Raw genomic sequence first — 24,523 nt, forward strand, 5'->3', positions numbered from 1 at the left:
GTTATAACTTTGAATTGTTAAAATAACTTCCTGATTCTTCTTGACCGTCCAGGCCTAATGGAATAAAATATCGTAAATAGCAAGCCGTAAAACGTAAATGGCAGAAGAAAAGGGGAGAAACAATGGAAAGTCTGCGGGAAACAATTGCAATTCTGGATTTCGGTTCACAGTATACAAAACTTATCGCGAGGCGTATAAGAGAACATAAAGTATATTGTGAAATATATCCGCCTAACATAGCGCTGAATAAACTTAAAAATATAAACTGCAAGGGAATTATTTTATCCGGGGGGCCTGCAAGCGTCTACGACAAAAATGCGCCAAGCTGTGATAAAAATATTTTTGATTTGGGGATCCCTGTTTTGGGGATTTGTTACGGCATGCAGTTGACCATTCATCTGCTTGGAGGAAAGGTTGAGAGGGCGCAAAAACATGAGTATGGATTGGCAAAAATTAAGGTTGATCAAAAAAGCGGTATTTTTGAGGGATTACACGGACAGACTGATGTCTGGATGAGCCACGGTGATTCCATATCACACCTTCCGGACGGGTTTAAAACTATTGCGGAAACTTCGAACACGCCTGTGGCGGCCATTGAAAATGAAGATAAAAACATATATGGATTGCAGTTCCATCCCGAAGTTGTTCATACGCCTCAGGGCAGAAAGATTATTGAAAATTTTATAGGGAAAATTTGTAAATGTTCTTTTAATTGGACCATGCAATCTTACATAAACCATTCTATACAAAAAATCAAAGAACAGGTTGGCAGTAAAAAAGTGGTTTGCGCTTTAAGCGGCGGCGTGGATTCTTCAGTCACGGCAGTTTTAATACATCTTGCAATCGGGAACCAGCTTACCTGTTTTTTTGTAAATAACGGGTTATTGAGAAAAAATGAAGTGGAAAAAGTAGTAAACACATTCCGCGGGCATTTCAGGATCAATCTTGATTATATAGACGCGGAAGACAGGTTTCTGAAAAAATTGAAAAATATAACAGACCCCGAGAAAAAAAGAAAAATTATCGGCAGGGAATTTATCCGTGTTTTTGAAGAAGAGGCCGGAAAGCTTGGGAAAATAGATTTTCTGGCACAGGGAACATTGTATCCTGATGTTATAGAAAGTGTTTCCGTTAACGGCCCGTCAGTAAAGATAAAATCGCATCATAATGTGGGAGGCCTGCCAAAAAAAATGAAATTCAAGCTTATTGAGCCGCTTCGTGAGTTGTTTAAAGATGAGGTAAGGTTATTAGGCAGGGAGCTTGGGATATCTGATGAAATTATCAGCCGCCAGCCGTTTCCAGGTCCTGGCCTTGCCGTCAGGATAATAGGACCCATTAGACCGGAAAGTCTGCATATTTTGCGCGAGGCTGACGCGATAGTAATTGAAGAGATAAAAAAAGCAGGCCTTTATTCAAAAATATGGCAGTCTTTTGCCGTGCTTTTGCCTATTAAAACAGTGGGTGTAATGGGTGATGCAAGAACTTATGAAAATGTTGTGGCGGTCCGCGCTGTCCAGAGCGAGGACGGTATGACCGCGGATTGGGTGAAACTGCCTCATGAGATTTTACAGAACATATCAAGCCGCATTATAAACGAGGTAAAAGGCGTGAACCGTGTGGTTTACGACATCAGTTCCAAACCGCCGAGCACGATTGAATGGGAATAAAATACTTTTCTGAATACAGAGCATTAACTTCCCATCTTATCAACATTCAGGATATATTTAATTTCTTTTTTAATGTCTTTTTCCGCTGAATAGGGCGGGTACCCGGGCAATATATATTTTACAATGCCCGATTTATCGATTAAAACAAAAGAAGGCACCGCGACCACTCCGAACTTATCAAATACTTTTAATTCGGAATCCAAAAGGACAGGGAAAGAAATGTCCAGTTCATTGACCAATTTGTAAATTTCGCCTTTTTCTTTTTCTGTTACTGCCTCGTCTTCATGCGGGCAATAGATTGCAATAATCTGCAAATCGTTATTTTTGTATTCATTATACATTTTTACAAGAGTTTTTAAGGCCTCTTTAGAATAATCTATATAATTGTCAACCTCGGGAATCCCCCAAAAAATAATTCCCACATTTTTTCCATCCAGGTATTTATTAATATCTAACTTGTCTCCATTAAGGGTATTTAAGGAAAATGATTCTATTTTTTGCCCTTCTTTCAGCCTGTTCAGGCAATAAACAGCATTGCTGTTTAAAAAGAAAATACAAATCGAGAACAATGTTAAAGAAATCCCGCCGATTTTTAAAAACATTTTGGCGTTTGAAAACATTAAAACCTCCTGATAAATTACAAAACTCAAATATTATACCGGAAATAATATTAAAATCAAGCGAAATTTTTGAGTTTTTTCAGGATGTTTTTCACTATAATATTTTGTCAAAATGAGTTAAAATCATATAATGAAATTCAATGTTAAAAATTTTTTAATATGCATCACTATTATTTTGGCTGGTTGCGCAATTTCCAGGCAGGCACCTTTATTTCAAAACATTCAAAAGGTAAACGGGAAACTGGAAGGCGATACTTTTTGGGAAGGTATAATTGAAGTTGAAGATAAGATTATTGTCCCGGAAGATATGACCTTAACAATAAAACCGGGAACAATTGTTCGTTTCCAAAAAAGGGGTTTTAAACAGTTCGGATTCGGGGATAACAGGATATATGTTCAAAAAGGAGGGAAGTTAATTGCCGAAGGTAGTCCCGGGAATTATATTGTTTTTACTTCCAGGGAGAAAAACCCGCAGGCGGGCGACTGGCATGGAATTGAGTTCCACAGCGAGGATAATTCGGGCATATTGAAATACTGCAAAATAGAATACGCTTATGAAGCTGTTGTTTGCGTATTATCATCTCCGTTAATTTCCAATACTATAATAAGCAAAAACGATAAAGGCATATGTTTGTGGCAAAAGTCCTCGCCTGAAATAAATGCAAATAAAATAAGCGATAATAAGACAGCGGTAATCTGTTCTTCCAAAAGCAGTCCTTATATAGTTTCCAATGTAATAACCAATAATTCAGACTGCGGGATTAACTGCGAAAAAGGTTCAAATTCAACAATATTTAAAAATGTGATAGTGAATAATAACTATGGGATAAAAAACAACCTTGATGCCCTGGCAAATATAGACAATAATATTATTAAAAAAAATAATTACGGCATACACCAACTGACTGTTTTTGCCGGTATAATAACGGGAAATATCATAGAGGAAAATAAATACGGAATATTTTCATTGAGAAGGTCCGTTATGAATGTGAATAATAATTCGATATCCAGGAATGAATACGGTATTTTTACCTGGGAACGGACTGAAGGCAAAGTAACGAATAACGATATTGTTAAAAATAAATTCGGGATATACTGCGGCCGTTCTTCCAATATTGAAATATTAAAAAATGAAATTAGTAAAAACACTATAGGAATTTTGTGCGAATTTTCTTCCTATCCCAGGATTAACGGGAACAATATTTGTAATCAATCTGGATATGACGTAAAACTTGGAGAAAACCAATCTTTCGAATGGACAAAAAATATCTGGAAAAAAGAAGAAATAAAAATCCGGGAAGAAAACGGGGGTTTCGATTTAGTTAACGCAAACGGGAACTTCTGGGGTGAATGGACAACAAAAGAAATGGATAAAAAAGGCTTTGGTTTTCCTGTGAAAAAAATATATGATTATTTTTCGGAACAATTTTGCAAAATAGAAGGAAAAGATTATACGCGGGATAAAGTAGATTTCAGAAAATGGGAAAATAAAGAAATTATGGAAGCAGGTAAAAAATAGATAGAATTAGAAAGATTATTATGCTGACAAAACCGGACATTAGCTTAATCCTTATTGTGGTAGCATTAATACTGGGTTGTTATTTTTTATTCGATTTATCAAAAAACATTGAAAAATTTGTAGTTGTTGAAGTTGACGGAAAGACAGAAAAAAATATAAAACTCCCGCAAAATATGATTTTTGACAATCATGGGAAAGACGGCTGGCTGAAAATAGAAATCAGCGGCAGAAAAGTCCGCGTGCTGGATTCATCCTGTCCAAATAAGCTTTGCGTGAATTCGGGATGGATAAACAAGAGCGGGGAGTCTATCATCTGCCTTCCAAACCGCGTAGTAATAAAAATTGTAGGAGAGGAAAAGGAATTTGACGGGATTACAAGGTAAAAACACGGGAAATAACAATTCCAGGATAAAAACCATTATTGAAATTTCCTTAATGGTGTCACTGGGAATAATCATTCAAATTATTGAAGCACCGATACCAAGGCCGCTGCCGTGGGTGAAACTCGGAATGGCAAATGTTATCACTGTATTATCTCTTGTTTTTTTCAGGTTAAGAGGGGCTGTTTTAATATCTTTTTTAAGAATAATCCTTGTGTCTGTTTTGCTTGGAAGTTTCTTAAGCCCGGGGTTTTTTTTGAGTTTGTCAGGCGGACTAATGAGCACATTTGTAATGGGCCTGGTTTTAATTTTATTTTCCAGACAGTTCAGCCTGGTTGGCGTGAGTTTAATCGGGGCATTAGTCCATAACCTTACACAATTGGGTGTGGCGTATATCCTTTTTTTAAAGCAGCTCCATATTTCATGGGACAACATTTTATATTTTTTGTCTTTGATGCTTATTTGGTCACTGCCGACAGGTCTTTTTGTCGGGTATCTGGCCAGATTAACTTTACCTGTTTTTATAAATACAAGAAAAAGGGTTAACTGGTGATAGAAGGAATAAAATGATCAGGGAAAAAGGGAAAGTCATAGATTGCCGGAATGGTTTGTTAAAAATCCGGCTTGATTCAAAACCGTCCTGCCATAGTTGTAATTTGTGTGACAGGGGCAAGGAGGGTATGACTATGGACGTTGAGTCTGATTTTGTCCTTTCACCCGGAGATCCGGTTTACGTGGAAATAGAAGGCCGGAATTTACTCCTTTGTTTTTTTATGCTGTATCTTTTTCCTGTAATTATTTTTATATCGGGGGTTGGATTCGGCGCAATTCTATCAGGAATATTTTCTTTCTCAAAACTCAAGGAAGTTTTTGAAATTATATCCGGTTTTATTTTTTTTGCGGCAGCATATATTTATGTCGGCCGGTTCGATAAAAGCTATAAAAAGAGGGGCATAGTAAAAATAAACCCCGTTAGGATTCCAGGAGGTGAATCAAATTTTGACAGTGGTAACGGAGGGGGGAATAAAAAAACGACAATTACCGGAGATAAAATTAAAGAAATGTGATATTTATGCTTTACAAAAAACAGGAAATATGATATTTTTGCGAAAATGAAAAATATAAATTTGGGACTAATAGGGCTGGGTACGGTCGGGACCGGTGTAATAAAAATATTCAACAAAAATAAACCGCTTATTGAGAGTAAAACAGGGGCAGTTTTGACTATCAAGAAGATCGCGGACCTTGATATTACCACGCCGCGCGGGGTTGATATTGACCCCGCGAAATTAACAACAAAACCGGAAGAGATAATTTCAGATCCTGACATTGAAATTGTTATCAGTTTAATAGGCGGAATACATCCTGAACAGGAATTTATATTAAAGGCCTTGGAAAACAAAAAGCACGTTGTGACCGCGAATAAAGCGCTTCTGGCAAAAAACGGCAAGGAAATTTTTGATACTGCGTATAAAAATGGAGTGAGTATTTGTTTCGAGGCAAGCGTAGGAGGGGGAATACCGATTATACGTTCTCTCGGGGAAGGGCTTGCGGCAAACAGGATAAAATCAATATTCGGTATTCTGAACGGCACGGCAAATTTTATTTTAACAAGAATGCAAAATGAGAAAAAAAGTTTTAAAGCCTGTCTTAACCAGGCAAGAGAACTCGGATATGCGGAGGCGGACCCCACGCTTGATATAGAGGGAATCGATACGGCGCATAAACTCTCCATTTTGTCATCTATGGCGTTCGGACAGCCAATCCCCCTGGATAAAATATATTGCGAAGGGATTTCACAAATTAATTCTTTTGATATTGAATACGCGGATGAATTTGGTTATTGCATAAAACTCCTGGCAATAGCAAAAGATTTTGAAAAAGGGATTGAGGCCAGGGTGCATCCTACAATGCTGCCTAAGGATTACCTTCTTTCATCAGTAGATGGAGTTTTTAATGCCATATATATAAACGGCGACTCAGTCGGGCCCACAATGTATTACGGCCAGGGTGCGGGGCAAATGCCCACGGCAAGCGCGGTCTGGAGTGATATCATGGAGATTGTTAATAAAAATTCAAATTTAAGAAACAGCAACATTTACTTTGAAAAAAATCCTAAAAATATTCAGGACATAAAAGACCTTTTGACGAAATATTATCTCAGGTTTACAACATTGGACCAGCCGGGGGTATTATCCAAGATATCGGGGATACTCGGAAATTTTAAAATCAGCATTGCGTCCGTAATGCAGAAAGAAAGGTCCGCAGGGAATAAGGTCCCGATAGTAATGCTTACGCATGAAGCATATGAAGCGGACATGCAAAAGGCATTAACCGAGATAAATAAGCTTGACATAATTAAAGACAAAACAATTTTAATCAGGGTGGAAAGGTAATAAACAATGTCATTTAGATGGCCGGGAATAATTGAAAAATTTCGTGAGTTTTTACCGGTAACAGAAAAAACACCGGTTGTAACGCTTCTGGAGGGAAATACGCCTTTAATTGAGGCTTGGAATCTCGTTAACTTATTGAATGCTAATTTCAAGTTGTTTCTTAAGTATGAGGGTTTAAATCCTACCGGTTCATTTAAGGATCGCGGTATGACCTTAGCCATTTCAAAGGCAAAAGAGAAAGGAATGAAATCGGTAATATGTGCTTCAACAGGGAATACCTCCGCGTCCGCGGCAGCTTATGCCGGCCGTGCAGGGTTGGAATCGGTTGTTTTAATCCCCCATGGCGCCGTGGCAATGGGGAAACTGGCGCAGGCTTTAATACATGGAGCAAAGGTCGTTGAAATCCGTGGCAATTTTGACGATGCCTTGAAACTTGTGAAAGAGATGTCGGAGAAATATCCTATTGAACTTGTCAATTCTTTAAATCCTTTCAGGATTGAAGGCCAGAAAACAGGCGCGTATGAAATATGCGATGTTTTAGAAACAGCTCCCGATTATCATTGCATACCGGTCGGAAATGCCGGAAATATTACTGCTTATTGGAAAGGTTATAAGGATTATAAGAAATCGGGCAAAATAGATAAATTGCCTAAAATGTGCGGATTCCAGGCGGAAGGCGCTGCGCCAATCGTCAATAAAATGGTGATTGATGACCCCCAAACTATTGCTACCGCGATTAAAATAGGGAACCCCGCGAGCTGGAAACAGGCTGAAAAAGCGCGTGACGAATCGGGTGGTTTAATTGATGATGTGTCGGACGATGAGATTTTGCAGGCTTATAAGTTATTGGCAAAAACTGAAGGTGTTTTTGTTGAACCCGCCTCAGCGGCCTCAGTTGCGGGGATGATAAAACTAAATAAAAAAGGAATTTTTAAAAAAAATGATAAGGTGGTGTGCATACTTACCGGCCATGGATTAAAAGACCCTCAAAGGGCGATTTCCTCAATTAAAAAGCCGGTTTTAGCAGACGCGAACATAACCTCTCTTAAAAAGGTGTTGGGATATTAATGAAAAATCAAAAGTCAAAAGCCAAAAGTCAAAATTTAGATAATGAAGTAAAATACATAATAATTGTAGGTGACGGAATGGCGGATTATCCGCAGGCTAAGCTTGGGAACAAGACCCTGCTTGAAGCGGCAAAAACACCTAATATGGATTTCCTCGCGAGGCAGGGACAGGTGGGATTAGTAAAAACCATTCCTGATAAAGTGCCGCCTGGAAGTGATGTCGCGAATTTAAATGTTTTGGGATATGAGCCGGCAAAATACTATACAGGCCGCGGGCCGCTGGAAGCCGCCAGCATGGGAATAAAATTAAAAAATAATGAGACCGCGTGGAGATGTAATCTTGTAAATATTGAGAACGGGACGATGAATGATTTTACTGCGGGGCATATCACTAACCAGGAGGCTAAAAAGTTAATAACTTTTATTAATAAAAATTTATCAAGTGATAAAATAAAATTTTACAACGGTGTCAGTTACCGTCATTTAATGGTAAGCAGTGATGTTCCCGATGGCATAAATTGTGTTCCTCCTCATGATATTACAGGGCAGCCTATAGAATTTTATCTTCCAAAAGGAAACGGTTCTGACCAAATTAAAAAGCTGATGTTTGCTTCAAGGGAATTTCTTCATAAACATAAAGTGAATATTGAAAGAAAAAAAACCGCTAAATTAGAGGCAAACATGATCTGGTTATGGGGGCAGGGCAAAAGTATTTCTTTCCCAAGCCTGAAAGACAGATTCGGTTTGACCGGAGGGGTGATAACGGCGGTTGATTTAATCAAGGGAATCGGCAAATTAATCGGGTTAAAGCCGTTAAAGGTTCCCGGTGTCACGGGTTTTATAGATACCGCCTATGAAGCTAAGGCTGATTTTGCCATAAAAGTTTTAAGAAGGAATAATTTTGTGTTTGTACATGTCGAATCGCCTGACGAGGCGGGTCATATGGGCGATCTTAATTTAAAAATGAAAGCGATAGAGGATTTTGACCAGAAGCTGGTGGGGACCATATTAAATAAAATCGGCGGGTTGGGAAAAGTCAGAATATTATTGCTCCCGGATCATTATACTCCTATCTCATTAAAAACACACAGCTCTGAACCAGTCCCTTTTGTTATTTACGGGCATGGAATTGAGCCTGATGAATTTGAAGTTTTTTCAGAAAGAGAAGCAAAAAAATCAGATTTTATAGTAAAAGATGGATGGAAATTGATTGAAATACTTGTAGGGGCGGGGCATACCTCGCCCCTACATTAGCACAGGGGGATACATGGCTCTTATTGTTCAAAAGTTCGGGGGAACATCGGTAGGTAACGCGGAAAGGATCAAACTGGTGGCTAAACGGGTTATCGCGGACAAGAAGAAAAATAACCGCGTTGTTGTGGTTGTTTCGGCCATGGGTGACACTACGGATGATTTAATAAACCTTGCTGAACAAATCACAAAAAATCCAAGTGAGAGAGAAATGGACATGCTTCTTTCAACCGGGGAACAAGTATCAATCGCTCTTTTGGCAATGGCTATTCATAACCAGGGTGTCGAAGCTATATCATTTACAGGCCCGCAGGTAGGAATAATTACCGACAATATCCACAGGAAAGCCAAAATAATAAGTATAAACGCTGATAGAATTCATAAAGAACTTGAAAAGAATAAAATTGTTATTGTCGCGGGGTTCCAGGGAATTGATGAAAATCAGGACATAACCACATTAGGGCGCGGGGGGTCGGATACAACTGCTGTTGCCCTTGCCGCCGCGCTGAAGGCGGACCTTTGCGAAATATATACCGATGTTGACGGCATATACACTGCTGACCCAAGGATAATCCCGAACGCGAAAAAATTTTCTTATATAACTTATGATGAAACGCTGGAACTGGCAAGCCTGGGCGCACAGGTCCTTCATTCACGTTCAGTGGAGATAGCAAAAAAATATAATATACCCTTAAGGGTCCGTTCAACTTTTTCAAAAGATAAGGGAACAATGCTTTTGTCTGAAGAAAAATATGGAAAGGAAAATAAAAATATGGAGAAGATTCTGGTAAGCGGTGTAGCATGCGATAAAAATGAAGCCAAGGTCTCAATTATCGATATACCTGACCGGCCCGGGATCGCGGCGCAAATTTTCGGGGAGCTGGCGGACGGGAATATTGTTGTGGATATGATTATCCAGAGTGCTGGAGAAGATGGTAAAAATGATATTTCTTTCACAGTCATGAAAGGCGATTTAGATAAGACACTTGAGATAATGGAAAATACCGCGAAAAAAATGAAAGCAAAAAAAGTCATCTATGATAAAAATATAGCAAAGGTTTCAGCGGTTGGAATCGGTATGCGCAGCCATTCAGGTGTCGCGGCAAGGATGTTCCGGATACTTGGTAACGCCGGCATAAATATCCAGATGATAAGCACTTCTGAAATAAAAATTTCATGTGTCGTAAGCCAGAAAGATGCCGATAAAGCGCTCCAGGTTATTCATAAAGAGTTCAATCTTGGAAAATAAATTAATATTCCCATCATTATGATAATTTTTTTCGCATAAAGTAATCCCCCCATGGTTCATTTAATTTGATATTATTAAGGAAAACCGTAATATGTCCGAAAATATAAGAGTGGATTTAATTGTCAAGGGCAGGGTGCAGGGTGTTTATTACAGGTCTTTTGCAGAAGAAATGGCACACCAGTATAACATTAGAGGTTACGCAAGAAATTTGCCGACAGGAGATGTGGAAATTGCCGCAGAAGGGAACAGGAACAATATTGAGTCTTTTATCAGTGAATTATGGAAAGGCCCTCCAATGGCCATAGTGAGGGATATTATTAAAAGTGAGGATAAATATAAAGAAGAATTTAAAGGGTTTTCAGTCAGATTTTAGTAAAAAAAAAGTATTCTTCTTTTATATATATTTATTGGCCGTTGTGTTATTGTTTTTAAATACCGGGTGCGGGAGCAGCAGCCGGTACTACCGGAAAGAAGCCGCGTCAAAAGATTATCATATTGTTAAAAAAGGCGATACGTTATATTCAATTGCGAGAAGATACAATATTCCGCCAAAAAGCCTTATACAGTATAACCGTATACAGAATCCCAAAAACATAGAGATAGGGCAAAAAATTTATCTGCCGTCCTGGAAAAAGTATAGTACCGCTTATAAAAAGAAAAAACCGTCGTACAGCAAAAAGAAAAATCCACCTCTGAAATTCATTTGGCCGGCACAGGGGCAGTTAACGTCAAAATTCGGTTTTAGATTCGGGATACCGCATAAGGGAATTGATATAGGGGCTCCTTACGGTACCAAGGTATTTGCCGCCTATGATGGTGAGGTGGCACTTGTCGAATCCCGTCCCCGCGGGCTTGGAAATGTAATAATTTTAAAGCACGAAAAAGATTTCATAACGGTTTACGGACATAATCACAAAATTTTAGTCAAGGAAAATCAAAAGGTCAAAAAGGGACAGGTCATCTCCCTGATGGGCAGTTCCGGCTGGTCCACGGGGCCCCATCTGCATTTTGAAATTCGATGCAACGGTGAGGCGATTAATCCGCTGGATTGCCTGCCGTAGATAAGGCAAATCATATGTTCTGGTTCCAGGTAAAAACAAAATCGGGTTATGTGAGGATTGAATATTTGATAAACACTATAATTGACATAAAGTTAAACACCTCCCCGCAGAAAAGAGACAAAAATTATAAGGTTTATAATAGATTAAAAAATGACTTGTTAAAATATTTCAGCGGGCGGAAAATAGATTTCAAAAGATATAAAATCAATATTGATGGTTTAACGGATTTCGAGAGAAATGTTTTGGAAAATACAAGGCTGATTCCATATGGAAACACGAAATCCTATTCACAAATAGCAAGTGAGGCAGGGAATCCCAGGGCCGGCAGGGCGGCAGGCAATGCCCTGAACAAAAACCCGGTACCGATTATTATACCGTGCCACCGGGTTATAAAAAAGACAGGGAAACCGGGAGGGTTTTCCGCCGGTGAAAAATGGAAGAAAATCCTGCTTTTATTAGAAAATCCTTGACATATTTTTGTTAATTACTTTATAATGAATTCAGGGTCCAAAAATATTTTATTTTTGGAGGGCATTCGGATAGTCGGGCCGCTATTCTGCGCATAATAAAAAACGCGGATTGAGGCCTTTTTATTTTGGAGGCGCAAACACCGCCGGGAAAATGAAATATGAACCCCGCCCTTCCTAAAGATAAAAATAGGAAGAACGGGGTAGAAAGGCTGATTAGTATTATATTAAAACTAAAAAATTAAATTAAGAAAGGAAGAGCGGGGTGAAAAGAATATTATTGTTTACACTGCCGATTTTAATCATTATAACCATTATTTTCGCGGCATTCGGGTTCCTGCAGGTCCGTTACGAAGAAGAAAAATTAACGGACGAACTAAAAAGGAAAGCGCGGGCGGTAGCTGAAAGCGTGGAATTGTCCGCCAAGCATATTTTAATTAACAAAGACCTGAAATCAGCGCATAAACTGGTTGAAAGTTTTCAAAAAAGAGAAAGGGTCCAGGGCTGCGTGATTTATGATGAAAAGGGGGAAATTTTTGCTATTACGGAAAAAATATTCGAGTGGAGAAATATCAATAAACCGGATTTAATTGATATAACGATAACAAAAAAATCAAAAGATAAATTAGATAAATCTAAAGAATATTCCATTTATAGTTATATTTTGCCTGTTTTAGGTGATGAACAAAACATTTTGGGATTTGTTGAAGTCATTTACGATACTTCATATATGTTTATAACATTAACACAATTATGGAAAAGGATAACCATCACATTAAGTATTTTACTGATATCAATAACCATTATTACTCTTTTGATTCAAAGGCAGATTTTTGTTTTACCTGTCCGCCGGGTTACAGACTGGCTTAAACATTTCCAGAAGGGTGAAATCGATAAATTAAGACCTTTTGAGGAAGAAGGCGAATTTGGAAAACTTATAAGTGAAGTGGAACAGGTTGCCCTGAGCCTGAGGGTCGCGCGCAAGGTCGTGACAGACGAGGCCAAAAAACGTTTAGAAAAAGAAGAGTTATGGACAGAAAAAAAATTAAGAGACCTTGTCCAGGCTAAACTTGGGGAAAACGCGTTATTTGTTGTTTCCAACAGGGAACCTTTTATGCATGTTTTTGATGAAACAATCGGGAGGGCAGTTTTAATCAGGCCCGCGAGCGGCGTGGTTACGGCTATTGACCCGGTTTTACGCGCCTGCGGCGGAACATGGATTGCCCACGGGGCCGGAAACGCGGATAGTAAATTTGTAAATTCCAAAAATAAATTAGGGGTCCCGCCTGAAGATATACGCTATATATTAAAAAGAGTCTGGCTTACAAAAGAAGAGGAAGACGGTTATTATTACGGCTTTTCAAATGAAGGTTTATGGCCGCTTTGCCATGTCACTCATACAAGGCCTATTTTCAGAGAGACCGATTGGAATATTTATAAAAAAGTAAACCGGAAATTCGCTGAAAATATTTTGGAAGAATTACCTTCGGAAAATCCGTTTGTATTTATACAGGACTACCATTTTACCCTTTTAGGGAAAATGATCAAAGAAAAACGTCCGGATGCCACTATCGCGTTGTTCTGGCATATACCATGGCCTAACCCGGAAGTTTTCGCGATATGTCCTTACCAGCAGGAAATATTGGACGGCATGCTTGGGTGCAACCTTATAGGTTTTCATCTGCAATCACATTGCAATAATTTTCTCGACACAGCAAACAGGTTGATCGAAAGCCGCGTCGATACTGAAAAATTCAGTGTCATCCGGAATAATATCGAAACCTTTATAAGGCCTTTCCCGATAAGCGTGGATTTTAAAAACAGCGATGTTGCCAAAAATGAAATTTCACAGATGGAAGAAATCAGGAACGAGTTGAATTTGAAAGATAAAATAATCGGTATTGGGGTCGACAGGATTGATTATACCAAAGGATTAATTGAAAAGATACTCGCTATAGACAGGTTTTTGGATAAAAATCCACAATACAAGAATAAATTTGTGTTTATCCAGATTGCGGCGCCAAGCCGGACACATATTAAACGTTATCATGATTTAATGGCGGAAATAGACGACCTTGTTGAAAAGAAAAACTGGAAACATTCAGACGGAAATTGGAAACCCATAATCTATTTGAAAAGGCACTTTTCCCCTGAAGAAATAAGGCCTTATTATATATTGTCCGATTTTTGCATTGTAAGTTCTTTGCACGACGGCATGAATCTTGTCGCGAAAGAATATATCGCGTCAAAAAGCGACATGAGCGGGGCGCTGATTTTAAGCCGTTTCGCGGGCGCGGCCAGGGAACTGGCCGACGCGGTCCAGATCAATCCTTACTCAATTGAAGAATTCTCGGAAGCGATAAAATACAGTTTGGAAATGCCCGCGGATGAGAAAACAAAACGGATGAAAAATATGCGCAAAATAGTAAGTGAAAATAATATTTATAAATGGGCGGGAAACATTATTACGGATTTAACGGCCCTAGGTAAAAGTTGAGTGATGAAATATTTATTCCACAAGTTGGATTATATTAAAAAAATATCGGAAGGAAAATATCTATTGATGTTTTTTGATTTTGACGGGACGCTTGCGCCTATCGCCGGGACCCCGGATAAAGCGTTCATCCCGAAAATCACAAAGGAATTACTGGGAAAATTATCGCGAGCACCCGGCTGTAAAATTGTTGTTATAAGCGGCAGGAAAATCAAAGATTTGAAAAACAAAATAAAAGTAAAGGGTATTGTTTATTCGGGTAATCACGGTTTTGAAATAAGCGGCGGAGGGCTTAAACGCAAAATCCCGCTTTCGCGGAAATATAAAAAAGTCCTTGGGAAAATTAGAAATGATGTTGAGCGGAATTTATCAAAAATAAAAGGGATATTGTTAGAAGATAAGAAATATTCTTTAAGTATACATTACCGGCTTGTAAATAAAAAACATATCCCTCTGGTAAAAAATATAATTTCCGATATTGCCTCGGGTTACCAGGTCAAAAATGAAATAAAATTGAGATGCGGCAAGAAAGTATTTGAAATAGTACCTCCAATTGAATGGGATAAAGGAAAAGCCGTATCGTGGATCTTGAAAAAACAGGGATATTTTTTAAAAAATAAAACCATCTTGCCGTTTTATTTTGGTGATGATAATACCGATGAAGACGCGTTTGACGCGTTGAAGGATAAAGGCATAACGGTATTTATCGGAGATCCCGGGTTTTCAAAAGCGGAATATTATTTGAAAAATACCGTGGAAGTAAGGAAAATACTTAAACATATTTTGGAAACAATGAGGAACAAATAAATGCCCGAATTGAAAAACGCCAAAGATCCGTTCAGATTTTACACGAGGCTGCATTTGACCGAATTGACCGGATTGAAAGCCGCCAATCTGGAACAGATGGCTGAACTGGTTAAACATGTGCCGGGTTCTTCCATTTATCACCACACACACAGGTTTTTGCAGCAGCATCAATATTTGTCCCCGGAACCGCCGAATGATTTCGCTTACTGGGTCACGGAAATATTAGGGGATGACGACCTTGGAGAAAGGCTCGCGAGTATTGATACGGTACAATTTTCAACCATCCGTTCACTGCGTGAAAAAATCATATATGTCATGGAAGATTATATAAAAAATAATCCCTCCGTGAGAAACAGGTTCGCGGACGCGAATGAGGAATTCCATTTTATTAAATCAATAAGTTTTATTCTGCCTACCAATTATTTTGCGTATAATTTGAGGGAATTCGCTGATATTTTAGGAAAGATAACAATCGATTCCATATATTTTCATATTTTCGAAGCGCGTTTAAGGCTTGAAAAGGGTGTAAATGATTTTTCAAACTGGGTGGAAAACGCCATAGGGGACAAAAAACTGGCGGGAAAAATTTCAAAGCTTGATCCTTACACCTATACACTGGAGGCTTTGAGGAAAAAACTAATTGAAATAGTGGAAAAAAAGGCGGAATTGTAAGATGACGAAAATAGAAGACTATATATCAATTGTAGGCCAGCCTGTTATAGATGACCTGAAACTTATTGCGGAAAAATTGAAAGGTAAGTCTGTCCAGCACATTAATTCCACTTCGGTGGGAGGAGGCGTGGCTGAGATATTGAATAAAATGGTCCCCTTGATGAAGGGACTTGCCATCAACACAAGATGGGATGTGATTAAAGGAGGCGAAAAGTATTTTGACGTGACAAAAAAATTCCATAATGCGCTGCACGGCAAACAAGAGGTTATTAGCGAGGATGATTTTGATATATTTATGGAGACATCCCGGAAAAATATGGAGGAAATCACAAAATACAGTGATATAGTTTTTATACATGACCCTCAGCCGGTAACTTTGGTAAATAAAAAATCCGGCAACAAATGGATTTGGCGGTGCCATATTGATGTGTCTAACCCCGATAGAAAAGTATGGGATTTTTTGATGAATTATATAATCAAATATGACGCTGTTGTTTTTTCCTCACCCGGTTTTTCAAAGCAAAAATTCCCGGTAAGGCAATTTTTGATTTCTCCTTCCATTGATCCTTTAAGTGATAAAAATAAAGAACTGCCTGAGGAAGTCATTGACTCAGTATTGAGAAAATACGGTATCGCAAAAGATAAGCCTATTATCACGCAGATTTCACGTTTTGACCGTTTAAAAGACCCTGTAGGGGTCATAGACGCATATCTGAAAGTAAAAAAATATATAGATTGTAAGCTTGTTCTTGCCGGGGGTACCGCCGCTGATGATCCAGAGGGAATAAAAGTTTTTGAGGAGGTAAAAGAAAAGGCGGAAAAGGATAAAGATATACATATTTTATTATTGTCTCACAACGACATAGAGGTTAACGCTTTGCAGAGAGCGTCAACAATTATTGTCCAAAAGTCTATTAAAGAAGGTTTTGGCTTGACTGTTGCCGAGGCGCTCTGGAAATCAAAGCCTGTTGTTGCCTCTAATGTGGGCGGCATCCCCCTGCAAATAGCGCACAAACATTCCGGCATGCTTTGCCATTCCATTGATGGTGCCGCGTTTGCCATTAAACAGCTTTTAAACAACCCTGAATACGCGAAAAAATTGGGGGAAAACGGCAGGGAACACATAAGGAATAATTATTTGATCACAAGGCATTTAAAGGATTATTTGTTATTATTTCTTTCATTGTTTCATAATGAAGATATCGTTTATATGTAGAGATACTCTAATAAGCAAGTAAAAGAAAAGGTGGAAATTATGAATAAAGTTTATCCTAAAGAATTAGTACAGTTTATTATCCCTTTCGCAATTGTTTTAACCAGTTTGGTTATAGGGTATATTTCAAGAAAAATCCTGTTTAACAGGCTTATTCATTTCGCCAAAAACACTAAAACTTATCTGGATGATATTATTATTTCTGCCATAAAGGGTCCTTTTATAATCTGGTGTTTGATGATAGGCATATATTTTGCCCTGCAATTATCTGAGCTTTCAGCAAATTACGTTAATATTGCGGGGAAAATATTACTTGTTCTCGGCATTGCTTCCGTGACGATTGTTTTGGCAAATATCAGCAGGAATTTTATCAAAACGTATTCAGGAAAAGTTGAAGCCGCATTGCCTGTTACCAGCCTTACACAAAATATTGCGCGAATAATAATATTCGGAATAGGTGTATTACTAATATTAAACATCCTCGGTATTTCCATAACTCCCTTTCTGGCAACACTGGGAGTAGGCGGTTTGGCGGTTGCATTGGCGTTGCAGGACACACTATCAAATTTTTTTGCGGGATTTTATATAATTGCAGCAAAACAAATCAGGATCGGTGATTACATTAAGCTTGAATCAGGCGAGGAAGGGTATGTTACTGATATAAACTGGAGAATTACAAAAATCAGAATGCTTCCCAATAATGTTGTTCTTATACCAAACGAAAAACTGACAAAATCCATTATTACAAATTACTATTTGCCGGATAAAGAAATGGCTGTTTTAATAAATTTGGGAGTTCATTACAAAAGCGATCTCAAAAAAGTGGAAAAAATTACCTGTGAAGCAGCAAAGGAAATAATGAAAGAAATCCCCGGGGGAGTCCCCGGTTTTGAACCATTCATTCGTTATCATACATTTGGAAATTCAAGTGTAGATTTTACTGTAATTCTAAGAGCAAAGGAATTTGTAGACCAGTATTTAATAAAACATGAATTTGTAAAAAAACTACATGAAAGATATAAAAAGGAAGGTATAGTAATTCCATATCCGATTCGGGCAATAAATTCAGAACAGGAAAAAGGCATTTAACATTTGCATTTTATATTCTTATATTCTTATATTCTAATAGCAAATCATATGTTTAAAAGTAAATTAAAAGTCGGGTTAGCTTTGGGGGGCGGTGGAGTAAGAGGTTTATCCCATTTGGGTGTGCTTAAAGTTTTACATAAAGAAAAATTTCCCATAGATTTAATCGTTGGTTCAAGCATGGGGGCAATCGTAGGCGCTGCATATTGTCTATATAAAGATATTGATTATATCGAAGAAAAATTGAAAATAGTAATAAACTCTAATGAGATAAAAGATTTAATGCATTTTTCTGCGGGCTCAGAATCTAAAAGAAAAAAAATAATAATAGGTAAATTTATAAGTTTTGTCAATAAAATATATGAATGGAATTTAAGAGGAATTAAGAAATGGCTTATTGACTCAGATACTTTAGTAAATCTGATTAAAACATTAATCCCACCAGAAAAAGATTTTAATGATACAAAAATCCCTTTTGCCTGTGTTGCTACAGATTTATTTAGCGGAGAAAGCATATTATTAAAAAAGGGGAATATTTTAAAGTCAGTATTAGCATCATCTTCAATTCCCGGTATCTTCCCGCCTGTAAAAATAGATGGAAAATTTTTAGTGGATGGAGGCGTTTTGAGCCTTGTTCCTGTTATAGAGGCAAGAAAATTTGGTTCTGATTTTGTTGTTGGTGTGGACGTAGAAGGTTTGAACCGCAGAGAAATATTAAAAAATGGAGTAGATATTATTTTCCAGATTGACTATATCAGGGCACATTGGATCAATAAAAAAAATATAGCTCAGTGTGATTTTTTAATCAACCCCCAGGTTTCTAACATGAATTGGGCAGATTTCTCAATGGCAGATTATTGTATCGTTAAAGGAGAAGAAGCGATAAAAGAAAAATTTTCTAATTTAAAGGAAAGATTAAATAAAAATAAATTAAAGATATATATCAAAAAATTATTAAATATTAAATAAAAAAACGGTTGGTAATAATGACAATTTATACAATTCTTATAATTTTAAGCGGGCTTGTAATATTTTCTTATTTGTTTGATTTGTTTGCAAAACAAACGAAATTTCCATCAGTAGTACTTCTGCTTCTATTAGGTATTGCAGGACAGACAATAGTTGATTATTTTGGAATTAAAACTTTTGACTTTTCAGTAATCCTTCCAACAGTAGGAACGATAGGTTTAATATTAATCGTTTTTGAAGGAACGTTAGAGTTAAAGTATAATTCAACAAAAAATAAATTAATCAAAGCAACTTTTTACTCAGCATTTTTTATATTAATAATGACAGTTTTTACAATTGCTATAATTATTATGCTGATTACAGGGTCGCCATTTTATATATGCATTGTAAACTCAATTCCATTAAGTATTATTAGTTCAGCTATTGCCATACCGTCAGCTGCAAATATCGAACCGCAAAAAAAAGAGTTTGTAGTATACGAATCATCTTTCTCGGATATACTCGGTATAATTATTTTTGATTTTATCTTGTATAACAACATATTTAATTCTAATGCATTTATAAAGTTGGGGATTGATATTTTAACCATTATAGTTATATCTGCATTATTTTGCCTTATCTTGCTTTTTCTCATTGGGCGAATTGTTCATCCTGTTAAATTCTTTTTGATTATTTCAATTCTCATACTATCTTTTGCGGTAGGAAAACAGTTGCATTTATCTTCCCTGATTATTATACTTGCATTTGGACTATTTCTTAATAACGCTGGCCAGATAAATTTTCCTTTTTTTAAGGACCATTTTCTCTATTCCAATTATTCAAATGATTTATATCAGTTATCTCAATTTTCCGCTGAAAGTGCCTTTCTTGTCAGAACGTTCTTTTTTAGTTTATTTGGTTTCACAATAAATATTAAGGAACTTAAAGAATTAGCTGTTTTAATATATGGTTGTTTAATACTTTTTGCTATATATACAATCCGTTTTATATATTTAAAATTTATAACCAAAACTGATATTATACCTGAACTATTCATTGCTCCCCGGGGACTTATAAGTATATTGTTGTATTTTAGTATACCTGATAATTTTAAAATTCCGGTAGTTAATCAGGGACTTTTAGTTTTAATTGTTCTTATCACAAGTCTAATAATGGCAGGTGGAATTATACGGGCAAAAAAGGACATAATACACGAAGCATGAACATTTAGCTAAAATTATTATGGCAAATAATAATAGAAATAATATCAAAAAATCGGCACATTTAAAGGCGTTATTCTGCCAAGTATATTAACCATATTTGGCAAAATATATCTGTATAAGAAAAATAAGTATATGTTCCTCACTTAAGTATTGCATGTAAGTCTCCGCCTCGCCTTATAAATTCTTGTATTCTATATTATTTTTTCCTTTATTTTTAACCTTATACATAAGTGTATCGGCTTGATGTATTAAATCATCTACATCTACCGGCTTATCAGTTGTAATAACACCGATGCTTAGTGTAACATCCCAATGGTTATCCATAAATATTGGTATAATTCTATCCTGTATCCTTTTTACAAATAATGAAGTCTCTGATCCATTATTTTTCGGTAATAAAATCGCAAATTCGTCACCGCCCATCCTTCCAAATGCGTCAGTAGTTCTTATCATATTTTTTACTTCACTGCAAAATATTTTCAATAGATCATCACCGGTTTTGTGGCCAAAAGTGTCATTAATATTTTTAAAATTATCCAGGTCTATAAATACAAGTGATAAAATACTATTTTCGCGTTTGGCTTTTTCAATTTCATAAGTTAACATATTATAAAACGCCCTGCGATTCATAATGCCTGTTAAAGAATCCGTTTGCGCAAGTTTTTCATTATCCAGAAAAATTCTTCTGGAATTATTTATTATAAAATACTGAATACCAATAAAAAATATTTTAATAATAACGTTGAAAATATTATTTATATTATGATCCCCAATGCTATTTATGTATGCAATAGACCAAAACAAAATTGCTAACAATGAAAAGAAAATACCTGTTTTAGAGCCAAGATACCAAACACTAAAATAAATTATTATAATATAAGGCAAAAGCAATCGAATTTCATCGTTAGTTAAGTATATATCAAATAAAAATACTGCGATTGATATTACCAAAAGTATAATAAATAATATAATTTGTTTTATTTTGCTAAGCTTCAACATAAAAAACCTCAAGTGATAGAAAGGCATTTATAACATAAAAACCGAACCATAATGAAAATCATAAAATTATTGACATCCATTTTCCCCTATGATTAAATATTTTAAAATAATTTCAATTTTACTATAGAGTTACGAATAAGTCTATTAAGGCAACGATTGCCCCGATATTTTTATCAAAGATTGTCAAAGAGAATGAGCTTAGGAAGGAATAAAAAGCCGGATCACTAATTCATTTTTAACCTCAATAAAAATATTGACAAATTGTTTTTTTAATGTTATAGTGCAAATATAAGTAAACGTTTACTTACTTATAAACTTATGGAAGCAAATAGATATACATCAAAACAGCACGAAATAGCGGAATGCGCGCGGCGGATTATTGTAACACAGGGTATTGAACGGCTCACTATCCGTGAAATAGCGAAAGAACTTAAGTTGACAGACGGGGCTTTATACAGGCATTTTAAAAGCAAAAAAGAAATAATTAATTTATTAATAGAGGATATTGAAAATACACTGTTAAATATAATCGAAACTGCGGCTAAAAAAGTGAATAATCCTCAGGTTAAATTAATAAATATTTTTTTGTATCACCTTTCTTACGCAGAGCAAAGAAGGGGTGTGTCTTTTATTGTCATAAACGAGACTTTTAATTTACATAATAAAACCCTACAAAAAAAAATGTTCAAAATTGTTGATAAATATTTAAAAAAAATAGAAGAGATTCTCATTGATGGAGTTTTGTCAGGAAAGTTCAGAAAAGATATAGATACCGTCTCTGCAAGCATAGTTTTTTTTGGTATGGTGCAGTCTCTTGTTACAATATGGGCTTTAAACGGTTATAAATATTCGCTGAGGGGAAAACATATTAAAAATTGTTTTGATATATATATAAAAGGAATAATTGCATAAGGGGCCGAGATGGTTGAAGGATTTGCATCCACTTTTGGAAAAATATCAAGCATACATACAAATGTGTTATTTTTACTTGGTTTAATATTATTTGCGGGGGCAATAGGAGGAAAAATATTTCAAAAACTGAAAATCCCCCAGGTCGTCGGTTATATCATTGCCGGTATTATATTCGGACGGTCAGGATTAAATATCATCAACAAGAATATAATCGAAGCGTTAATACCATTTAATTATTTTGCTCTGGGGCTGATAGGCTTTATGATCGGCGGGGAGCTTAAAAAAGAAGTTTTTCAGCGCTATGGCAGGCACCTTATAATTATATTATTAGCGGAAGGGCTTGCCGCGTTTATTATTGTTTTTATTCTTGTGGGTTTATTGGGGAATTTAGTCCTTGGCGGGGGTGTTTACTATTGGGCTCTCGGTTTATTGTTAGGAGCAATTGCTTCTGCCACAGCGCCGGCGGCAACTACCGATGTGCTTTGGGAATATAAGACGAAGGGCCCGCTGACAACAACTATTTTAGGTATTGTTGCATTAGATGACGGATTAGCTTTGCTTTTATTCGCATTCGCGTCCAGTATTGCCCCGGGTATGCTTGGAACACGTTCTTCTATTTACTCAGCAATTAGCAAACCTGTTTATGAAATCGTGTTAGGTATTTTAGTCGGGATTATATTCGGCTTTATTCTTATAAAAATACTTAGAAAATACGCGGAAAAAGAGAAAATACTTGTTTTTTCTTTATGCAGTATCCTTTTTGCTCTCGGAGCGGCGTTGATAATGGAAATTGATATGCTTTTGGCAGCGATGACAATGGGTATTGTGTTAGTAAATTATGAACCGCGGTTAAGCAAGGATGTATTCAATTTGACATTTGGGTTTGCGACGCCATTTTATATATTATTCTTTTTTCTTGTAGGCGCAAAATTTGATTTACAGGTAACATCCTTGAGTGTCCTATTTATCGCGATTATTTATGTTTTAGGCAGGACTTTTGGCAAAATGGCAGGTGCTTATTTGGGAGCAAAGTATTCAGACGCACCGGCAACTGTTATGAAATATCTTCCGTATTGTCTTTTTAGCCAGGCGGGTGTAGCCATTGGCCTTTCTATTCTTGCTTCACAAATTTTTCCCGGCCAAATAGGGGATTCTATTATTGTTATAATTACGCTTACCACCTTTGTAGTACAATTATTAGGTCCGCCTTGCGTTAAATATGCTGTTGTTAAAGCACAGGAAGATGGCTTGAATATAACAGAGGATGATATACTCAGAAAAACCACTATTGGCCAGATTGTAGATAAAAATCCACCTTTTATAAATGAAAATATTCAATTAAAAGAGATACTTAAAATATTCAGTAACAGCAATTACCACAATTATCCGGTTGTGGATACTGACAGAAAATTGAAAGGGGTTATAACGTTGGATAGTATAAGGCAATCATATGCCCACGCAGAAGCTGGTAACATTATTCTTGCTCATGATATTATGGAACCTGTTATATCCAAAAAAATATTTCCTGATTCTTCTCTAAAAGAAGCTGAAGAAATTATGGAAAAATATGGCATTGATTATTTGTCTATTGCCGATGAAAAGTCGGTTTTATCAGGATTTATTGAAAAAAGGGAGATAGAAAGCTTTGTATCTGTAAAATTGATTGAAGTTGAACAAAAAATTGCTTCAATGACGTGATTTATTTATGATTTTGTCAAAAATATTAAAAGAATAAATGTAAAAGCCGATAAAGTATATAAATAATTGTAGGGTTCAGAAATAGCTAAATTTCTGAAGGATTTGGACTGGTCGGGCCGCCATTCTGTAGTAAGTACAGTGTGGCGGTTTTTTTATTTGTATATTAATCAAATAGAAAGGGCAATTATATGAAAAACAAAAGTAATAATACATCATCAACCGGTTTTCTTATCAGGCTTTACTGGATGATAATTGGCAATTTCACTACTATTCTTTTAGCTGTGCAAATTGCTGCTAATAATCCTAAATCAATTATGTTGTTTAATGTATTTTATTTGCTAAATACCATATGCCTTGTTATTTTGCGATATATAGATATTCGGTATTTAAACGGTTTAACCATAGAAAGTGAACCTGCAACCATAAAAGATTGGAAGAAGTATTCAGTTAAACTTATTATATTTTCATTGGTTTTATGGATAATTGTTTATTTTACAAAAGGATATATGTCTACATATTTGGGAACAAATAAATAATTATTTGAGGGGTCGGGGTGTTTCGACCACTCATCCTGAGGAACGAAGTGACGAAGGATCTAAAAATATACAAGAGACCCTCCGCGTTGCTCAGGGTGAACAGTCGGGAAAACTCCCCGACTGCTCATATAATTTTAAGGAGATGATACGATAAATTAAAAGTCAAAAGTGTTAGGTGAAAACTCTGGATTATAGGTAAAATAAACCATAGTCTGGAGTAGATAGGTTATAGGTTGAATTTGATTCTGGGGCTTAATT

Annotated in this window: 24 protein-coding genes; 22 read left to right on the top strand and 2 right to left on the bottom strand. The window is 36.4% G+C overall.

Features of this window, described 5'->3' with window-relative positions; all coding sequences use genetic code 11:
* Nucleotides 1-122 precede the first annotated feature (122 nt).
* Complete coding sequence (guaA, locus tag AB1498_04665; GenBank protein MEW6087575.1) at nucleotides 123-1,667, top strand: glutamine-hydrolyzing GMP synthase; 1,545 nt, start codon at nucleotides 123-125, stop codon at nucleotides 1,665-1,667.
* Nucleotides 1,668-1,690: 23 nt separating this feature from the next.
* On the opposite strand, the gene AB1498_04670 is transcribed toward guaA, so the two are convergent.
* Nucleotides 1,691-2,287, bottom strand: a complete 597-nt coding sequence (locus AB1498_04670) for a TlpA disulfide reductase family protein (GenBank protein MEW6087576.1) — start codon at nucleotides 2,285-2,287, stop codon at nucleotides 1,691-1,693.
* Nucleotides 2,288-2,417: 130 nt separating this feature from the next.
* On the opposite strand from AB1498_04670, the gene AB1498_04675 reads away from it, so the two are divergent.
* The 18 genes from AB1498_04675 (at nucleotide 2,418) to AB1498_04760 (ending at nucleotide 20,120) form a co-directional block, all read left to right on the top strand.
* Nucleotides 2,418-3,806: a right-handed parallel beta-helix repeat-containing protein gene (locus AB1498_04675; protein ID MEW6087577.1), complete on the top strand. Its 1,389-nt coding sequence runs from the start codon at nucleotides 2,418-2,420 to the stop codon at nucleotides 3,804-3,806.
* 20 nt (nucleotides 3,807-3,826) lie between these two features.
* Nucleotides 3,827-4,189 carry a NusG domain II-containing protein gene (locus AB1498_04680; GenBank protein ID MEW6087578.1) on the top strand — a complete coding sequence of 121 codons (363 nt, stop codon included), beginning with the start codon at nucleotides 3,827-3,829 and terminating at the stop codon, nucleotides 4,187-4,189.
* The gene (locus tag AB1498_04685; protein ID MEW6087579.1) at nucleotides 4,170-4,739 is read left to right on the top strand and encodes a Gx transporter family protein; all 570 of its coding nucleotides are present in this window, start codon (nucleotides 4,170-4,172) and stop codon (nucleotides 4,737-4,739) included. Before AB1498_04680 ends, AB1498_04685 begins: the two co-directional genes overlap by 20 nt.
* 13 nt (nucleotides 4,740-4,752) lie before the next feature.
* Nucleotides 4,753-5,253, top strand: a complete 501-nt coding sequence (locus AB1498_04690) for a SoxR reducing system RseC family protein (protein ID MEW6087580.1) — start codon at nucleotides 4,753-4,755, stop codon at nucleotides 5,251-5,253.
* A 45-nt stretch (nucleotides 5,254-5,298) separates the two neighbouring features.
* On the top strand, nucleotides 5,299-6,582 hold the full coding sequence (locus AB1498_04695) for a homoserine dehydrogenase (GenBank protein MEW6087581.1): 1,284 nt from the start codon (nucleotides 5,299-5,301) through the stop codon (nucleotides 6,580-6,582).
* Between the two features lie 6 nt (nucleotides 6,583-6,588).
* Nucleotides 6,589-7,650: a threonine synthase gene (thrC, locus tag AB1498_04700; protein MEW6087582.1), complete on the top strand. Its 1,062-nt coding sequence runs from the start codon at nucleotides 6,589-6,591 to the stop codon at nucleotides 7,648-7,650.
* Nucleotides 7,650-8,903, top strand: coding sequence for a cofactor-independent phosphoglycerate mutase (locus AB1498_04705; protein ID MEW6087583.1), 1,254 nt, complete (start codon nucleotides 7,650-7,652; stop codon nucleotides 8,901-8,903). The genes thrC and AB1498_04705 overlap by 1 nt, the downstream gene beginning before the upstream one ends.
* A gap of 13 nt (nucleotides 8,904-8,916) precedes the next feature.
* Nucleotides 8,917-10,149, top strand: a complete 1,233-nt coding sequence (locus AB1498_04710) for an aspartate kinase (protein ID MEW6087584.1) — start codon at nucleotides 8,917-8,919, stop codon at nucleotides 10,147-10,149.
* 91 nt (nucleotides 10,150-10,240) lie between these two features.
* Nucleotides 10,241-10,522: an acylphosphatase gene (locus AB1498_04715; protein MEW6087585.1), complete on the top strand. Its 282-nt coding sequence runs from the start codon at nucleotides 10,241-10,243 to the stop codon at nucleotides 10,520-10,522.
* A gap of 43 nt (nucleotides 10,523-10,565) precedes the next feature.
* On the top strand, nucleotides 10,566-11,210 hold the full coding sequence (locus tag AB1498_04720) for a M23 family metallopeptidase (GenBank protein MEW6087586.1): 645 nt from the start codon (nucleotides 10,566-10,568) through the stop codon (nucleotides 11,208-11,210).
* 14 nt (nucleotides 11,211-11,224) lie between these two features.
* Nucleotides 11,225-11,680: a methylated-DNA--[protein]-cysteine S-methyltransferase gene (locus tag AB1498_04725; GenBank protein ID MEW6087587.1), complete on the top strand. Its 456-nt coding sequence runs from the start codon at nucleotides 11,225-11,227 to the stop codon at nucleotides 11,678-11,680.
* 262 nt (nucleotides 11,681-11,942) lie between these two features.
* Complete coding sequence (locus tag AB1498_04730; protein MEW6087588.1) at nucleotides 11,943-14,174, top strand: trehalose-6-phosphate synthase; 2,232 nt, start codon at nucleotides 11,943-11,945, stop codon at nucleotides 14,172-14,174.
* Nucleotides 14,175-14,240: 66 nt separating this feature from the next.
* Nucleotides 14,241-14,978: a trehalose-phosphatase gene (gene otsB, locus AB1498_04735; protein MEW6087589.1), complete on the top strand. Its 738-nt coding sequence runs from the start codon at nucleotides 14,241-14,243 to the stop codon at nucleotides 14,976-14,978.
* The gene (locus AB1498_04740) at nucleotides 14,979-15,650 is read left to right on the top strand and encodes a DUF5752 family protein (GenBank protein ID MEW6087590.1); all 672 of its coding nucleotides are present in this window, start codon (nucleotides 14,979-14,981) and stop codon (nucleotides 15,648-15,650) included. It abuts the gene before it with no gap.
* 1 nt (nucleotide 15,651) lies between these two features.
* A complete protein-coding gene (locus tag AB1498_04745; GenBank protein ID MEW6087591.1) occupies nucleotides 15,652-16,866 on the top strand; it encodes a glycosyltransferase in 1,215 nt (404 codons plus the stop codon).
* A 39-nt stretch (nucleotides 16,867-16,905) separates the two neighbouring features.
* Nucleotides 16,906-17,952, top strand: a complete 1,047-nt coding sequence (locus AB1498_04750; GenBank protein ID MEW6087592.1) for a mechanosensitive ion channel family protein — start codon at nucleotides 16,906-16,908, stop codon at nucleotides 17,950-17,952.
* Nucleotides 17,953-18,000: 48 nt separating this feature from the next.
* The gene (locus AB1498_04755) at nucleotides 18,001-18,918 is read left to right on the top strand and encodes a patatin-like phospholipase family protein (protein MEW6087593.1); all 918 of its coding nucleotides are present in this window, start codon (nucleotides 18,001-18,003) and stop codon (nucleotides 18,916-18,918) included.
* Between the two features lie 17 nt (nucleotides 18,919-18,935).
* Nucleotides 18,936-20,120: a sodium:proton antiporter gene (locus AB1498_04760; protein MEW6087594.1), complete on the top strand. Its 1,185-nt coding sequence runs from the start codon at nucleotides 18,936-18,938 to the stop codon at nucleotides 20,118-20,120.
* A 174-nt stretch (nucleotides 20,121-20,294) separates the two neighbouring features.
* Here AB1498_04760 and AB1498_04765 read toward each other — a convergent pair whose 3' ends face one another.
* The gene (locus tag AB1498_04765) at nucleotides 20,295-21,119 is read right to left on the bottom strand and encodes a GGDEF domain-containing protein (GenBank protein ID MEW6087595.1); all 825 of its coding nucleotides are present in this window, start codon (nucleotides 21,117-21,119) and stop codon (nucleotides 20,295-20,297) included.
* A gap of 318 nt (nucleotides 21,120-21,437) precedes the next feature.
* On the opposite strand from AB1498_04765, the gene AB1498_04770 reads away from it, so the two are divergent.
* The 3 genes from AB1498_04770 to AB1498_04780 all read left to right on the top strand — a co-directional run bounded on the left by AB1498_04770 (nucleotide 21,438) and on the right by AB1498_04780 (nucleotide 24,265).
* Nucleotides 21,438-22,031 (top strand): TetR/AcrR family transcriptional regulator, encoded by a 594-nt coding sequence (locus AB1498_04770; protein ID MEW6087596.1) that lies wholly within the window; start codon nucleotides 21,438-21,440, stop codon nucleotides 22,029-22,031.
* A 9-nt stretch (nucleotides 22,032-22,040) separates the two neighbouring features.
* Nucleotides 22,041-23,729 carry a cation:proton antiporter gene (locus AB1498_04775; GenBank protein MEW6087597.1) on the top strand — a complete coding sequence of 563 codons (1,689 nt, stop codon included), beginning with the start codon at nucleotides 22,041-22,043 and terminating at the stop codon, nucleotides 23,727-23,729.
* A gap of 188 nt (nucleotides 23,730-23,917) precedes the next feature.
* A complete protein-coding gene (locus AB1498_04780) occupies nucleotides 23,918-24,265 on the top strand; it encodes a hypothetical protein (protein ID MEW6087598.1) in 348 nt (115 codons plus the stop codon).
* Nucleotides 24,266-24,523 lie beyond the last annotated feature (258 nt).

It is taken from the genome of bacterium (assembly GCA_040754625.1).
Lineage (GTDB): Bacteria > JACRDZ01 > JAQUKH01 > JAQUKH01 > JAQUKH01 > JAQUKH01.

Bases quoted from the DNA above. Each gene is read 5' to 3' on its own strand.
- AB1498_04760 (MEW6087594.1), top strand. From the start codon at position 18,936: ATGACAATTTATACAATTCTTATAATTTTAAGCGGGCTTGTAATATTT.
- AB1498_04705 (MEW6087583.1), top strand. From the start codon at position 7,650: ATGAAAAATCAAAAGTCAAAAGCCAAAAGTCAAAATTTAGATAATGAA.
- AB1498_04690 (MEW6087580.1), top strand. From the start codon at position 4,753: ATGATCAGGGAAAAAGGGAAAGTCATAGATTGCCGGAATGGTTTGTTA.
- guaA (MEW6087575.1), top strand. From the start codon at position 123: ATGGAAAGTCTGCGGGAAACAATTGCAATTCTGGATTTCGGTTCACAG.
- thrC (MEW6087582.1), top strand. From the start codon at position 6,589: ATGTCATTTAGATGGCCGGGAATAATTGAAAAATTTCGTGAGTTTTTA.
- AB1498_04710 (MEW6087584.1), top strand. From the start codon at position 8,917: ATGGCTCTTATTGTTCAAAAGTTCGGGGGAACATCGGTAGGTAACGCG.
- AB1498_04670 (MEW6087576.1), bottom strand. From the start codon at position 2,287: ATGTTTTCAAACGCCAAAATGTTTTTAAAAATCGGCGGGATTTCTTTA.
- AB1498_04765 (MEW6087595.1), bottom strand. From the start codon at position 21,119: ATGTTGAAGCTTAGCAAAATAAAACAAATTATATTATTTATTATACTT.
- AB1498_04755 (MEW6087593.1), top strand. From the start codon at position 18,001: ATGTTTAAAAGTAAATTAAAAGTCGGGTTAGCTTTGGGGGGCGGTGGA.
- AB1498_04675 (MEW6087577.1), top strand. From the start codon at position 2,418: ATGAAATTCAATGTTAAAAATTTTTTAATATGCATCACTATTATTTTG.
- AB1498_04745 (MEW6087591.1), top strand. From the start codon at position 15,652: ATGACGAAAATAGAAGACTATATATCAATTGTAGGCCAGCCTGTTATA.
- AB1498_04695 (MEW6087581.1), top strand. From the start codon at position 5,299: ATGAAAAATATAAATTTGGGACTAATAGGGCTGGGTACGGTCGGGACC.
- otsB (MEW6087589.1), top strand. From the start codon at position 14,241: ATGTTTTTTGATTTTGACGGGACGCTTGCGCCTATCGCCGGGACCCCG.
- AB1498_04775 (MEW6087597.1), top strand. From the start codon at position 22,041: ATGGTTGAAGGATTTGCATCCACTTTTGGAAAAATATCAAGCATACAT.
- AB1498_04780 (MEW6087598.1), top strand. From the start codon at position 23,918: ATGAAAAACAAAAGTAATAATACATCATCAACCGGTTTTCTTATCAGG.
- AB1498_04740 (MEW6087590.1), top strand. From the start codon at position 14,979: ATGCCCGAATTGAAAAACGCCAAAGATCCGTTCAGATTTTACACGAGG.
- AB1498_04770 (MEW6087596.1), top strand. From the start codon at position 21,438: ATGGAAGCAAATAGATATACATCAAAACAGCACGAAATAGCGGAATGC.
- AB1498_04725 (MEW6087587.1), top strand. From the start codon at position 11,225: ATGTTCTGGTTCCAGGTAAAAACAAAATCGGGTTATGTGAGGATTGAA.
- AB1498_04715 (MEW6087585.1), top strand. From the start codon at position 10,241: ATGTCCGAAAATATAAGAGTGGATTTAATTGTCAAGGGCAGGGTGCAG.
- AB1498_04680 (MEW6087578.1), top strand. From the start codon at position 3,827: ATGCTGACAAAACCGGACATTAGCTTAATCCTTATTGTGGTAGCATTA.
- AB1498_04750 (MEW6087592.1), top strand. From the start codon at position 16,906: ATGAATAAAGTTTATCCTAAAGAATTAGTACAGTTTATTATCCCTTTC.